This is a genomic window from Actinacidiphila glaucinigra (genome assembly GCF_035918135.1).
GTDB classification, from domain to species: Bacteria; Actinomycetota; Actinomycetes; order Streptomycetales; family Streptomycetaceae; genus Actinacidiphila; species Actinacidiphila glaucinigra.
Genome location: NZ_CP109144.1, coordinates 2949863 through 2963524 on the forward strand (window position 1 = coordinate 2949863; position 13662 = coordinate 2963524).

Consider the following 13662-nt stretch of genomic DNA (forward strand, 5'->3'; position numbering starts at 1 on the left):
TACCGCAAGCACGAACCGGGAGGGACGCCCCATGGACGAGACGGTGGTCGCCGACCTCGAGGCCCTCGCCACCGGGCTGGCGGACCCCGACGCGGACCTCGACGCCCTCGACGTGCTGGAGGCGCGGGTGCTCGCCGCCCGCGACGCGGCCCTCGTCCCGGCTCTGGAGGCCCACCTCGCAGCCGCGGCGGAGGCGCGGGGCTGGTACGCGCGCGCCGTTCTCGCCCGGATCCTCGTGCGCACGGCGGGCCGTGCCGCGCTGCCGGCCCTGCTGCGCGCGCACGCCCGTGACCTCGGGGACGACCAGGACTCCCTGACGACGGAGCTGACGTGCCTCGCCGAGGAGGACCCCGCCTCCGCCCGCGCGCTGCTGCTGCCCTGGACCCTCGATCCGGACCCGGAACTGCGGCGGACGGCGTTCTGGCTGCTCGACCACGTGCGGCACGCGTCCGACGTCGAACGGCTCGTGCGGGCCGCCGCGGACCCGGACGAGGGCGTCCGCCGCACGGTGGCGGGGGCGCTGACCGGGCATTGCGGGACCGATCCGCGGGCCGTCGTCGTCCTGACCGGGCTGCTCTCCGACGCCTCGCCGCGCGTGCGGATCTCGGCGCTGAGCAGCCTCGGTTTCGCACGGCGCCCGGAGACCCTGCCGGCGATCCGGCGACTCGCGGACGACGCCGACGAGACCGTCCGTCGCTGGGTGACCATCGCGCTCGCCCGTTTCCCGGCCGGCGGCGTCAATTGATCAGGCGGGCGGGCAGCGTGACGGAGTGCAGCGCGTACTCCAGGGGTCCGCGCCGGAAGACGCGCGTCCACAGGAGGGCGGCGAGCACGGCGGTCCCCGTGAAGCAGAGCCAGAGCGTGACGGCGCCGGTGTAGGAGCGGTCCTCGTCATCGAGGCCGAGCGCGCTCAGGGCGACGATGTGCCCGGCGTACGCGGTCAGCGAGACCGAGCCGACGGCGGCGACGGGTGCCGCCAGGCGGCGCGGCCCCGCCGAGCGGTCGACGACGGCGAGGCAGCCGGCGAGCACGAGGAGGGCGACGCCGGTGTTGCCCAGGATCGAGAAGGTCGTCTGGCTGTGCGGGGCGGCCACGAGCAGCCAGGCCGGGTTGGTGTCCCCGGGGGAGCCGGCGGCGTCGGACCACCAGGCGGCCGCGGCCGGGCCCCCGTCCGTGGCGGCGCTCACCGCGCCGAGCGCACCCGGCACCAGGTGCAGGGCGAGCCAGGAGCCGCCGTAACCGGCCGCGGCGAGGGCGGCGCCGCAGACGGCCGACCGGGCCCGTGCGCCGGGGCGGCCGAGGTCGAGCCGGGCCACGGCCATCCCGGCGACGATGAACGGCAGCCAGGTGAGCACCGGGTAGTCACCGGTGACCAGCAGGTCGAGGAGGCCTTCGCCGCCGCTGAGCCGGGCCAGCGGATCGTGGTCGGCCAGGGTGTCGGCCCAGCCGCCGCCGTAGGCCGCCGCACGGAGCGGGTACAGCACCTGGGGCAGGACGAGCGCGCCCGCCAGCGCGACGAGGGCCAGGTCGCGTGCGGCCCGCAGCCGGCGCAGCGGCAGCGCCAGGGCAAGAGCCAGGCCGTAGTAGGCGAGGATCACGTTGACCGAGGTGTCGAGGGCGGTGAGCGCCCCGCCCAGCGCCACGAGGGCGGCGGAGCGGATCAGCACCCGGCCGGCGGCCTGCCGTCCCGCCCGCCCGGTCCGCGGCTCGGGCCGGCCGGTGAGGATGACCAGTGTGAACCCGGCGAGCAGCGCGAACAGCGCCGAGGAGCGGCCGCGGGACATCTCCGCCGCCCAGCCCACCGGCCCGCCCCCGGGAGGGTCGGGTCCCACGTGGGACGCGTACATGCCGAGCACCGCCAGTCCGCGGGCGAGGTCGAGCCCCACCAGGCGCCCCGTCGACGGGCCCTGCCCCACCGCGCGCGCCGCTGCCCGCGGCGCACCCGGTGTTACGTTGGTCATGGCTCCAGGGTTGTGGAAACCACCCGCGGCGCCCCACCCGGCAGTCGTCCGGAACCGCCTCCGCCTTCCGACCCCCGCTCCCCCGTCACCTGGCCGGACGCGGCCCGGCTCCCCGCCGGACGGCCCGCGGCGTGGTAGGAATCGGACAGGGGTCCGTGGCGAGTGGAGCACGCGTGATCCGGGTATTGGTGGTCGACGACGAGGCCCTGATCCGTACGGGCTTCCAGCGCATCCTCGACGCGGCGGACGACATCGAGGTCGTGGCTGCGGTGCCCGGCGGGCAGGCGATCCGTACGGCGCAGGAGTCCCAGCCCGACGTCGTCCTGCTGGACATCAGGATGCCCGACGTGGACGGCCTCACCGTCCTGGCCGGGCTCCGGCGGCTGCCGCAGCCTCCGGTGGTGGCGATGCTGACGACCTTCGACATGGACGAGTACGTGGCCACGGCGCTCCGCTCGGGCGCGGCCGGTTTCCTGCTGAAGGACACCGACCCCGAGGAACTGCCGTTCCTGGTGCGGACCCTGGCCGACGGCGGCGCCGTGCTGTCGTCCAAGGTCACCCGGACGGTCGTGGACGGCTACCTGGGCTCGGGCCCGCAGGAGTCGGCGACCCGCGGCGTGGCCCGGCTGACCGACCGCGAGCGCACCGTGCTGCTCCTGGTCGCCGAGGGCCTGTCGAACGCGGACATCGCCGGGCGGATGCACCTGGGGACGGGCACGGTGAAGGACCATGTGAGCGCCATCCTGACCAAGCTTCAGGTGGGCAGCCGGGTGCAGGCCGCGCTGCTCGCGGAGCGCGCGGGGCTGCTCAAGCGGCCGCAGGACGGTGAGGGCGGATGAGGTTCCGGCGTCCGTCTCCCGTGGTGGTGGACCTCGTCGTCGTCGCGGTCGCGCTGTTCGACATCTGGGTCAACGTCGACCCCGCGGAGCCGGTGCGCCTCGGCTGTGCCCTCGGCGGCGCGGTGGCCCTGCTGCTGCGCCGGCGACTGCCGCTGGTCACCTTCCTGCTGGCGCTGCCCGCCGTGCTGGTCTCGGACGCGGCCTTCGCGACGCTGGCCGCGCTGTACACCCTCGCCTCGTTCACCCGGCGCCGGTGGCTGCTGGCGGGGTGCGCGCTGGCCTTCACGATCGCGGACATGGCGCCGTGGCCCGAGCCGAAGTTCGACCTGTCCGAGCCCTCGACCCTGATCACCCTGAGCTACACGGCGGCGACGGCCGCCGCGCCGGTCTTCCTGGGCCAGCTCGTGCAGGCCCGGCGGGACCTGTCGCTGCGGCTCGCCGAGATCTCGGAGGCCCGCGACCACGAGCGGCTGCTCACCGCCCAGACCGTGCTGGCCAAGGAACGCGCCCAGCTCGCCCGGGAGATGCACGACGTGGTCTCCCACCAGGTCAGCCTGATCGCGGTGCGGGCCGGGGCGCTCCAGGTCGGCACACGGGACGCCGAGGTCAAGGAGGCCGCGGCGACGATCCGGCGGCTGAGCGTGCAGACCCTGGACGAGCTGCGGCACATGGTCAGCGTGCTGCGCGCCGCCGGCGGCCGCCCCACGGAGCTGACCCCGCAGCCCTCCCTCGCCGAGCTGGAACGGCTGGTGAGCGGCAGCGGCATCGAGGCCGAACTGCAGCCGGACCTGCCGGACGGCCTGCCGCCGACGGTGCAGCGCGCGGTCTACCGCACCGTCCAGGAGGCACTGACCAACGTGCGCAAGCACGCGCCCGGGGCCTCCGCGCGGGTCCGGATCCACCGCCAGGGCGGCACAGTCCGGGTCACGGTCACCAACACCGCCCCCACCCGGCCCGCGCTCCCGCTGCCCAGCGCCCACTACGGCCTCGTGGGGCTGCGGCAGCGCGCCGCGCTGCTCGGCGGCACCGTCACCTCGGGCCCGACGGCCGACGGCGGCTACGAACTCAGGCTGGAACTGCCCGCGGCGGGCACCTGAAGCGGCGCCGCCCGGCCCCGCGCCGCGGCCGCCGCCCGTGCCCGGCGTGCCGCCAGCTTTCCGAGCTCCCACAGGAGCAGCAGGACGACGGCGGACAGCAGGGCCCAGCCGAACTGCCGCAGGTTGATCTCGGTGGTGCCCAGGATGCGGCGGAAGCCGTCCATCTGGGTCACCAGCACGGCGAGGGCGAACTCCGACAGCGCCGCCCAGTTCATCTGCCTGCTGTCGAAGGTGGCCGTGGTGAGGACGGACGCGGTCTCGCTGCGGCACTCGAACGCGGCGACGATCAGGCAGAGCGCGAAGGCGGTGAAGGCCATCGAGTTGCCGACGGCGGCGCTGTGGAAGTGGCTCTCCCCCACCTTGATGAGGGCCAGCAGGATGACGGTGATCGCCAGCCCGCTCAGCCCCACGGTGATCAGCACCGGCCTGGTCAGCACGGACTGCCCCCGGGGCCGGGGAGTGCGGCGCATCAGGCCGGGGCTCTCCTGGTCGAAGCCCAGGGCGAAGCCGAAGGGGGCGTTGACGACGAAGTGCACCCACAGGACCTGGGCGGGGGTGAAGGGCTCACCGGCGGCGATGTTGAGCAGGGTCGCGCCGAGGAAGGTCAGGACGAAGGTGACCAGCAGCAGCAGGACGAAGCGGATGTACTTGGTGAGGTTGTCGTAGAGCTTCCTGCCCTCCTGCACGGCGTGGATGATCGTGGCGAAGTTGTCGTCGGAGAGGATCATGCGGCCGGCGTTCTTGGCGACGTCGGTGCCGCTGCCCATGGCGATGCCGATGTCCGCGGCCTTGATGGCGGGGGCGTCGTTGACGCCGTCGCCGGTCATCGCCACGACCTCGCCCTTCTTCTTCAGGGTGTCGGCGAGCAGCACCTTGTGCTCGGGCGCGACCCGTCCGACCACGCCGATGTCGTCGATGCGGGCGAGCCGTTCCTCCTCCGGCAGCGCGGCGAAGTCCGCGCCGAGCATCGCCTCGCCGGGGATGCCGAGCTGCCGGGCGATGGCGGCGCCGGTGGTGACGTCGTCGCCGGTGACCATGCGGACCCTGATGTGGGCGGACTGCGCGTCGGCCACGGCGTCCCGGGACTCCTCACGGGGCGGGTCGATCATGCCGACGAGGCTGGTCATCCGCAGGTCGGTGACGAGGGACAGGAGGTCGCCGGCGGGGTCGAAGCCGGCCGGGTCCAGGTCGCGGGTGGCGGCGGCCATGACGCGGCGTCCCTCGCCGCCCATCCGCTCGGCGGCGCCCTGGGCGCGCCGGCTGAGGTCGTCGTCCCAGGGGACGGTCGTACCGGCGGACAGGGCGGTCGCGGCCCGCGCCGTCACGGCCGGCGCCGCGCCTTTCACGAAACACCTCACGACCGGGCGGCCCGAGGCGTCGGTGGCCGAGTGGAAGGTGGCCATCAGCTTGTAGTCGGGGTCGAAGGGCAGGGTGGCCAGCCGCGGCAGCCGTTCCCGGGTGGCCTCGATGTCCAGCCCCGCCTTGTGGCCGAGGACGAGCAGCGCGCCCTCGGTGGGGTCGCCCACCACCTTGCCGTCCACCAGTTTCGCGTCGCTGGCCACCACGTACGGCAGGATCGCGTCCTCGATGCCCGCGGAGGAACCCGCGGCGTGGTGGATCCTGCCCTCCAGGCCGTAGCCGGTGCCGGAGACGGTGTAGCGGTCGGTGGGGCTGACCACCTCGACGGCCGTCATCTGGTTCAACGTCAGGGTGCCGGTCTTGTCGGAGTTGATGGCCGAGGTGAAGCCGAGGGTCTCGACCGAGGGCAGTTCCTTCACGATCGCGTTGCGCCGGGCGAGGTTGAGGCTGCCGACCGAGAGGATCACCTGCGTCACCGTGGGCAGCGCCTCGGGGATGGCGGCGATGGCCAGCGAGACCGCGCTGACGAACAGCGCGTCCCACTCCTGGCCGCGGGCGCGGCCGAGGGCGAACATCACGACCATCGTCAGCCCCGCGGCCGCGGCGATCCACAGGGTGAGGTCGTCCAGTTCCTTGGTCAGCGGCGACTGTTCCTTGGGAGTGGCCGACAGCATCCCGGAGATCTTGCCCAGCTCTGTGCCGGCGCCCGTGCCGGTGACGATCAGGACCCCGCTCCCGTGCGTGACGGGGGTGTTCATGAAGGCCATGTTGGTCTGGTCGCCGGGCCCGACGGGGGCGGCGGCCGCGGGCAGGGTCCCGGCGTCCTTGGCGGCGGGGACGCTCTCGCCGGTCAGCGCGGACTCGTCGATCTGCAGGGCGTTCGCCCGCACGATCCGCCCGTCGGCCGGGACCTGGTCGCCCGCGGCGAGGAGCACGACGTCGCCCACCACGACGCCCTCGGCCGGCACCTCCGACTCGGTTCCGTCGCGCCGCACCCGGGCGGTCGCCTTCATCATCGACTTCAGGGCGTTCATCGCGCTCTCGGCCTTGCCCTCCTGACGGAGCCCGACGACGGCGTTGAGCAGGGTGAGCAGGACGAGCAGGATGCCGGTGGTCCACTGGGCGATCAGGAAGGAGACGACGGCCGCGGCGACCAGGATGATCTGCATGTAGCTGCGGTACTGGCCGATGAAGCGCCGCCACGCGGGCGGCGGCTTCTCCTCGGGCAGCGCGTTCGGACCGTACGCGGCCAGCAGTTCGGTCACGCGCGCCGTCGGCAGGCCGGTGTCCGGGTCGACCTCGAAGGCCACGGCGACGTCCTGCGGGGACCGCGCGTACCAGACTTCAGGGGACGCGGGGCGTTCCCCCTCCGGGGTGGGCTGCACCGTCATGGTCGTGCCTCCGATCCGGTCGCTGCGTCCGGCCGTGCGGCGGGCCCCGGCTCAGGGGCGCCGCGCGCCCTTCGTCCGCCGCCGCGCCGCGTACGGGTCGGCCGGCGCCCCGCCGGGGGCCTCGGCCTCCAACTCCCCCCGGGCGGTGAGCAGGTCGCGTCGGGCCTGCTCACCAAGCATGGGGTACTGCGGGTCGATCTCCATCAGCGTGTGGGCGAGCACCGCCGCGGCGCAGATCCGCGCGAACCACTTCCGGTCCGCCGGGACGACGTACCAGGGGGCGTGCTTGGTGCTGGTGGCCGACAGCATCTCGGAGAACGCCTTCTGGTACTCGTCCCAGTGGCGGCGCTCGCGCACGTCGGCGGCGGAGAACTTCCAGTTCTTCTCCGGGAGGTCGATCCGCTTCAGGAACCGGGTGCGCTGCTCCTCCTTGGAGAGGTTGAGGAAGACCTTCACGACCTTGAAGCCGTTGTCGGTCAGGTAACGCTCCCAGTTGTTGATCTCCCGGTAGCGGCGCTCCCAGATGCCCGCGCCCTTGGGCCGCTCCGGCAGCTTCTGCCGCCGGAGGACCTCGTGGTGCACCCGGACGACGAGGACCTCCTCGTAGTGGGAGCGGTTGAAGATCGCGATCTCGCCCCGCGAGGGCAGCCGCTGGGCGTAGCGCCACAGGTAGTCGTGGTCGAGCTCCTCCGTGGACGGCACCTTGAAGCTGCTGACCCGCACGCCCTGCGGGTTCACCCCGCTCATGACGTGGCGGATGGTGCCGTCCTTGCCCCCGGCGTCGAGCGCCTGGAGGCAGAGCAGCACCCCGTAGGTGTCCTGGGCGGCCAGCCGCGCCTGGTACTCGGCCAGCAGCGACACGCCCGTGCTCAGCAGTCCGACACCGTCCCGCTTCTTCAGGCTGCCCTTGTACCGGGGGTCGAAGTCCCCGGCCAGGTCCACGGTGGACCCCGGCTCCACACGCAGCGGCTCGATGAACTTCGCTATGCGCCTGGCCCGGGTGTCCGCCATCGCCGTCCGGCCTTTCTACGAGCGGGGATAACGCCACGTTCCGCCGCCCCGGACGGTGCGTCAAACGGACCGGGTCCGTTCGCCTGAACGGGCGTCGCCGCCCGTGCACAGGCAGGCCGGTCATGCCGGGGACGGGGGGAGGGCCTGTTCGGTCCAGATGGTCTTGCCGTCCTCCGCGTACCGCGTGCCCCACATGTCGGCGAGCTGGGCGATGATGAACAGCCCCCGGCCGCCCTCGTCCACGGTGCGCGCGTGCAACAGGTGCGGGGAGGCGGGACTGGTGTCGCGGACCTCGCAGGTCAGCATGCGGTCGTTGATCAGCCGCAGCCGCATCGGGGGGCTGCCGTAGCGGATGGCGTTGGTGACCAGCTCGCTGACGATCAACTCGGTGTTGAAGGCGGTGTCCTCGTCCGCGCCCCACACCGCGAGCCGCTCGCGGACGAAGGCCCGCGCGGTGGCGACCGCCGTGGTGTCGTCCCCGAGCGGCCGGGCGGCGACGCTGTCCGGCGGAAAGGCGCGCGTACGGGCCAGCAGGAGCATGGGCACACCCCGGTCGACGCCGGCGGGAAGCGTGTACATGATCTCGTCGCACAGTTCCTGGAGCGGACGGCCCCGCCCCGGCGGGGCGCCCTTGAGCGGGGTGGAACCACCGGCCAGGTGCAGGGACAGCACCGGGGAGCTGGTGAAGGCCAGGACACTGCCCTCGGGGATGTCGAGCTCGGCGGCGGCGAACGGCGCGCACCCGGCGGTGCCCAGCCGGGGCCCGTCCGGGATCTCCGCGATCTGCGCGCTGCCGTCCGGCCGTACGATCACCGGCGCCAGGTGTCCGGCGCGGGCCATCGTGCAGGTGCGGGTCAGCGGGTCGTACACGGCGTACAGGCACGCGGCGGTGAGTGCCTCCCGGTGCAGCGGGTCGGCGGGCGGCAGCGAGGCGCGCTCGGTGGCGAGGTGGGTCGTGATGTCGTCGAGCCGGGCCAGCAGTTCGTCGGGCCCGAGGTCGAACGCGCTCAGCGAGCGGATGACCGTGCGCAACTGGCCCATGCCGGCGGTCGCGTGGATGCCCTGTCCGGCGACGTCCCCGACGACCAGCGCGGTGCGGGCGCTGGACAGCGGGATGGTGTCGTACCACGACCCCGCCGCGCTCTCCCCGGCCGTCGACAGGTAGGCGGTCTCCAGCGCGGTGTGCGACACGGGGCGGCGGGGCAGCAGTTGCCGCTGCACCGTCGCGGCGACGGTGTGCTCCCGGGTGTAGCGGCGGGCGTTGTCGACGCACAGGGCGGTGTGGTCGGCCAGCTGCAGGCCGATCTCGACGTCGTCCTCCGTGAAGGGCTCCATCCGCTTCGTCCGGTAGAGGCTGATCAACCCGAGCACCGCCCCGCGCAGCGTCAGCGGCACCGTGAGCAGCGTCTGCGCCCCCGAGGCACGGATCGCCTGGGCGCGGGCGGGGTCGGTGCCCAGCCAGGGCAGCCCGGCGTGCAGCCGCAGGACCCGGGGCCGCAGGTCGGACAGCGCCTGGGTGTACGGGGTCGGGTCGGGCAGGCTGCGCACATCGCCGACCGGGTAGGCCTGGGGCTGACCGGGGCCGCCGCTGCTGCCGAACGCGGCCCGCCGCAGCGGGGTCCCGCGGGGCAGCGGCGACAGCGGCGGGTCGTCCCCGCGCACCACGTCGTCGACGACCTCCACCACGACGACGTCGGCGAAGGCCGGCACCAGGGCGCCGACCAGTTCCTCGCAGGTCACCACCACGTCCAGGGTGCGGCCCACGCGGTCGCGCACCATGTTCAGGACGCGCAGCCGGGCACGCCCCTTCTCCCGCTCGGTCACGTCGACCACGGCGAGCGCGACACCCAGGACCCTTCCGTCCGGGTCCTCCAGGCGGAAGCCGGAGACCGAGTAGGAGTGCTCCGCGCCGTCCCCGGCCGTCGGACGCGTCCGCACGACGTCCTCGATCAGCGGCACACCGGTCTCCAGCACCCGGCGCACACGTCCTTCCACGTCGGCGGGGCGGACGACGGGGTAGGCGTCCCGGAAGTACCGCCCGAGGACGTCCTCCGACCGCACCCCGCGCATGGCGGGGGTGCCCATGTTGACGCGGACCACGCGCAGGTCCGGGTCGAGGACGTGCAGCCCGACCGGCGACTGGGTGAACAGGGCGCGCAGGATCGCCGCCTCCGCGTCGCCCATGGGAGCGGGCGGGCCGCCGTGCGCCACTGGAACCACCTCCGTCGGCGCACGCGCGGTGGGGCACCGGACGGACGCCGCCTACGGTCGTCCTCCCAGGTTTAGTGCGAACGACCCGAACCGGCGACCCGGACGGCCCGGACGCCTGACGCCTGACGCGGGCCTCGGGCTCAGGACTCGGACAGCGGCTGCTCCGCCCAGATGGTCTTCCCGCCCGCGGTGTAGCGGCTGCCCCAGCGGCTGGAGAGCTGGGCGACGAGGAACAGTCCGCGACCGCCCTCGTCGGACAGCCGGGCGCGCCGCAGCCGGGGCTGGGTCTGGCTCGGGTCGGACACCTCGCAGACCAGGGTGTCGTCGCGGATCAGGCGCAGCCCGACCGGGGCGCCGCCGTAGCGGATCGCGTTGGTGACCAGCTCGCTGGTGATGAGTTCGGTCGTGAACGCCAGGTGCTTGAGGTCCCACGACTGCAACTGGCTCTCCACCGCGGTTCTGGCCCGCGCCACGACGGCGGGATCGGCGGGGAACTCCCAGGTGGCGACGGATCCGGGCGGCAGCGGGCGCAGACGGGCCACCAGCAGCGTGACGTCGTCGCCGGGCGGCTCGGCGAGGAGTTCCTCGAGGATCGCGCGGCCGGTCCGGGTGGGCGTGCGCGTCCCGGAGGGGTCCGTGGCCAGCACCGAGCACAGCCGCTCCAGCCGCTCCTGCGCGGTGCCGTCGGGATGGGAGATGAGCGGTTCGTTGAAGAACGCGAGCACGCTGCCCGGGGGGACCTCGAAGCCGACCGGCTCGAAGGGCATGCTGTCCACGCCCAGCGCCGGACCGGGCTTGAGGCCGATGACCTCGGCGGGGGCGCCCGGCGCGGCGTACACCGGCGGGGGATGCCCGGCGCTCGCCATCTCGCAGCGGCCCTCGACGGGGTCGTAGACGCAGTAGAGGCAGGTGGCGCCGACCGCGCTGCTGCGCGCGGTGCCGTCCTCCTCGCCCTGCGGCGGGGCGACGTCGCCGAGCCTGACCACGAGGTCGTCCATGTGGGCGAGGAGTTCACCGGGCGGCAGGTCGAGGTCGGCCAGGGTCTGCACCGCGGTGCGCAGCCTCCCCATGGTGGCCGCCGCGTTCAGGCCGTGTCCGGTGACGTCGCCGCTGACCAGCGCCAGCCGGCTGGACGACAGCGGGATCACGTCGAACCACGCGCCGCCGACCGCCTCGGTCGTGCCCGCCGGTACATAGCTGCCCGCGGTCAGCACCCCGCTGGTCTCGGTGATCGACGGCGGGAGCAGGCTGCGCTGGAGTGCCTCGACGGTGCGGTGCTCGCGCGTGTAGCGGCGGGCGTTGTCCAGGCCGAGGGAGGCCCGTGAGGCCAGTTCCTCCGCGAGGCCGGCGTCGCCGAGGCCGTACGGCGGGAGACCGGCCGTCCGCCACATCACCAGGACGCCGAGCACCAGGCCGCGGGCGATCAGCGGCACGCTCAGGAAGGACGCGGCGGCGTCGGGCAGCAGCAGCCGGCTGCGTTCCACGTCGCCGGCCAGTCCCTCGCGCCAGGAGGTCAGGTCCGACCGGAAGACGGCGGCGCCCCGGCGCAGGTGGTCGCTCTCGAGGCTGCGCAGGCGGAAGCCGGCGCCCCGGGGGTGGATCTCGCGGGGCCACACGCCGTCGGCGGAGGCCACCGCGACCCTGCGGAAGGGGGCGCCGAGCCGGAACTCGCCGGGCTCCTGGCCGATCAGCACGGTGTGGGTCAGGTCCACCGCCGCCAGGTCCGCGAAACGGTGGGAGACCAGCACGTCCACCAGTTCCTGCGCGACCCTGGCGACGTCCAGGCTGCGGCCGATCCGCTCCGCGGCGGCGTGCAGCAACTCCATGCGCTGGCGGGCGGCGTACTCCTGGGTGACGTCGGTGAAGATGACGGCCACCCCGACGGGCCGGTCGTTCGCTCCGTGCAGCCGGAAGGCGGAGAAGGACGCCAGCCGCTTCACGTCCGCCGCTCCCCGGCGCCGGGCGCTGTGCACCCAGTCGACCAGCGGTTCCCCGGTCTCGGCCACATGCCTCAACTGCTCCCGGAGCGCCGCCGCGTCCTTGGGGAGCAGCACGTCCTCGACGCTCCACTCCACCGGATCGACGCGGGGGCCGACCTCCGACGGCAGATCGATGCCGGGGACGAGGTTGAAGCGGGTGGTCTCCAGTGCCAGGTCGTGGATCGCGAGGCCCACGTGCCGCTGCCGGAACAGCGCCCTGAGCAGGGCCTCGTCCTCCTTGTGCCGTTCGGCCACCGCACGGGGTGTGGCGGTCACGACCAGGCCCCCGGGCGGCCCGCCGCCCGCGGTCATCGGCTGCACGCGCAGCCGCACCGGGACCGCGGTGCCGTCGCGGTGCCGCAGTTCGGCGTCGCACTCCGCGCCGGCGGCGCCGGGCGCGTGGAGGTGGTGTGCCCATGCCTCGGGGGCCGTGAGGAGTTCGGCGACGGGACGTCCGCACACCTCGGCGGGGGGCCGTCCGGTGAGCTCGTGCACCGACCCGGTGCACATGAGGACGTCGCCGTGCGCGTCGACGACGAGCAGGGCGCCGCCGCCGTCATGCGGCGAGCCGAGGTTGTCCAGGTCGGTGTGTGTAGTCACCCGGTCGTCCGATGTCGTGGGTCCCCCTCCCATTCAAACCCCCCCGGGACCCGCGCGCGCATCGTCACCGGGCCCGGTCGGGCCGTGCCGCCACCGGACGCCGGCCTCGGCGACCGTCCGCCCGTCACCGAGGGGCCGGCCATCGCGCCCCTCCCCCACGTCTTCCGGCACATCGAGCCCGGCGTGCGCCGGGGCTGCCGTCAACTCCTCGCGGCTCATGACCCGTACCGGGGGCGCGTGGTCGCACGCCAGGGTGCTCCCTGCGCACTTCTGTGTGCAGAGCGCTTACGGAGGCCTACTGTGCGCACATGCCAGCAATCCCGCTAGAACGCGCCGAGCATTTCGTGTGGCTGACCGCACGGGTGCTCGAGCAGCGCAGGTTCGCGTACCACTTCCGGAACGGCCCGGCGGACGCGGTGGAGACCGCGCTGTCCGCGTACCGCAACGCCGACGACGGCTACGGCCACGCCCTCGACCCCGATCTGCGCGGCACGGTCAGCCAGCCGCTGCACGTGGCCCACGCGCTGGGCGTGCTCGACGAGATCGGCAGGTGCGGCGGCCAGCGCGCGGAGCGGATCTGCCGCTACGTGACGGCCGTGTCGACCCCGGAGGGCGCGCTGCCCGCGCTCCACCCCTCGCTGCGCGGCTTCCCGGTCGCCCCCTGGCTGCCGCTGGTGGATTGCCCGCCCGGCGACCTGCTGGCCACCGGGCCCGTGGTGGGCACGTTGCACCGCAACGAGGTGTGGCACGCCTGGCTGTTCCGGGCCACGGACTTCTGCTGGTCGGCGATCGAGACGCTCGACAAGACCCATCCCGGCGAGGCCGTGGCCGCGATGGCGTTCCTGGACCACGCGCCCGACCGCGCGCGGGCCCGGGAGGCGGCGGCGCGCCTGGGGCGGATCGTGCGCGAGCAGCGGCTCGTCGTGCTGGACCCCGGCCGGGACCCGGAGCACGCCCCTCCGCCTGGAGCGCCCGACGGCGAGCACCGTTTCGCGTACGACTACGCGCGCACGCCGCAGTCCCCGGCGCGGGAATGGTTCACGGACGCGGAGATGGACCGCGCGCTGGACTTCCTGGCGGCCGGCCAGATGGACGACGGCGGCTGGCCCGCGCGGCGGCCCGCCTGGGCGCCCGGGACGGTGTTGGAGCGGCGGCCCCTCGTCACCCTCGACGCGCTGCTCACCCTGCGGGCCTACGGACGCCTGGTCTGAGCC

The 13662-nt window shown here is 74.1% G+C and carries 9 protein-coding genes; 4 read left to right on the forward strand and 5 right to left on the reverse strand.

Annotation, left to right across the window (positions count from 1 at the left end; all coding sequences use genetic code 11):
• Positions 1–31: 31 nt before the first annotated feature.
• Positions 32–745, forward strand: coding sequence for a HEAT repeat domain-containing protein (locus tag OIE69_RS12875; protein ID WP_326572122.1), 714 nt, complete (start codon positions 32–34; stop codon positions 743–745).
• Here OIE69_RS12875 and OIE69_RS12880 read toward each other — a convergent pair.
• Positions 738–1961, reverse strand: coding sequence for a DUF418 domain-containing protein (locus OIE69_RS12880; protein WP_326572123.1), 1224 nt, complete (start codon positions 1959–1961; stop codon positions 738–740). The two genes, OIE69_RS12875 and OIE69_RS12880, sit on opposite strands and share 8 nt — an antisense overlap.
• Before the next feature lie 173 nt (positions 1962–2134).
• Between OIE69_RS12880 and OIE69_RS12885 the strand changes: the two genes are divergently transcribed.
• A complete protein-coding gene (locus OIE69_RS12885) occupies positions 2135–2800 on the forward strand; it encodes a response regulator transcription factor (protein ID WP_326572124.1) in 666 nt (221 codons plus the stop codon).
• A complete protein-coding gene (locus tag OIE69_RS12890; protein ID WP_326572125.1) occupies positions 2797–3897 on the forward strand; it encodes a sensor histidine kinase in 1101 nt (366 codons plus the stop codon). Before OIE69_RS12885 ends, OIE69_RS12890 begins: the two co-directional genes overlap by 4 nt.
• Here OIE69_RS12890 and OIE69_RS12895 read toward each other — a convergent pair.
• The 4 genes from OIE69_RS12895 to OIE69_RS12910 form a co-directional block, all read right to left on the reverse strand.
• On the reverse strand, positions 3858–6647 hold the full coding sequence (locus OIE69_RS12895; protein WP_326572126.1) for a cation-translocating P-type ATPase: 2790 nt from the start codon (positions 6645–6647) through the stop codon (positions 3858–3860). The two genes, OIE69_RS12890 and OIE69_RS12895, sit on opposite strands and share 40 nt — an antisense overlap.
• A gap of 51 nt (positions 6648–6698) precedes the next feature.
• Positions 6699–7658 (reverse strand): polyphosphate kinase 2 family protein, encoded by a 960-nt coding sequence (locus OIE69_RS12900; protein ID WP_326572127.1) that lies wholly within the window; start codon positions 7656–7658, stop codon positions 6699–6701.
• A 120-nt stretch (positions 7659–7778) separates the two neighbouring features.
• The gene (locus OIE69_RS12905; protein WP_326572128.1) at positions 7779–9869 is read right to left on the reverse strand and encodes a SpoIIE family protein phosphatase; all 2091 of its coding nucleotides are present in this window, start codon (positions 9867–9869) and stop codon (positions 7779–7781) included.
• A gap of 140 nt (positions 9870–10009) precedes the next feature.
• On the reverse strand, positions 10010–12448 hold the full coding sequence (locus tag OIE69_RS12910; protein ID WP_326572129.1) for an ATP-binding SpoIIE family protein phosphatase: 2439 nt from the start codon (positions 12446–12448) through the stop codon (positions 10010–10012).
• A gap of 308 nt (positions 12449–12756) precedes the next feature.
• Between OIE69_RS12910 and OIE69_RS12915 the strand changes: the two genes are divergently transcribed.
• Positions 12757–13659, forward strand: coding sequence for a hypothetical protein (locus OIE69_RS12915; RefSeq protein WP_326572130.1), 903 nt, complete (start codon positions 12757–12759; stop codon positions 13657–13659).
• The last annotated feature ends 3 nt before the right edge of the window (positions 13660–13662 follow it).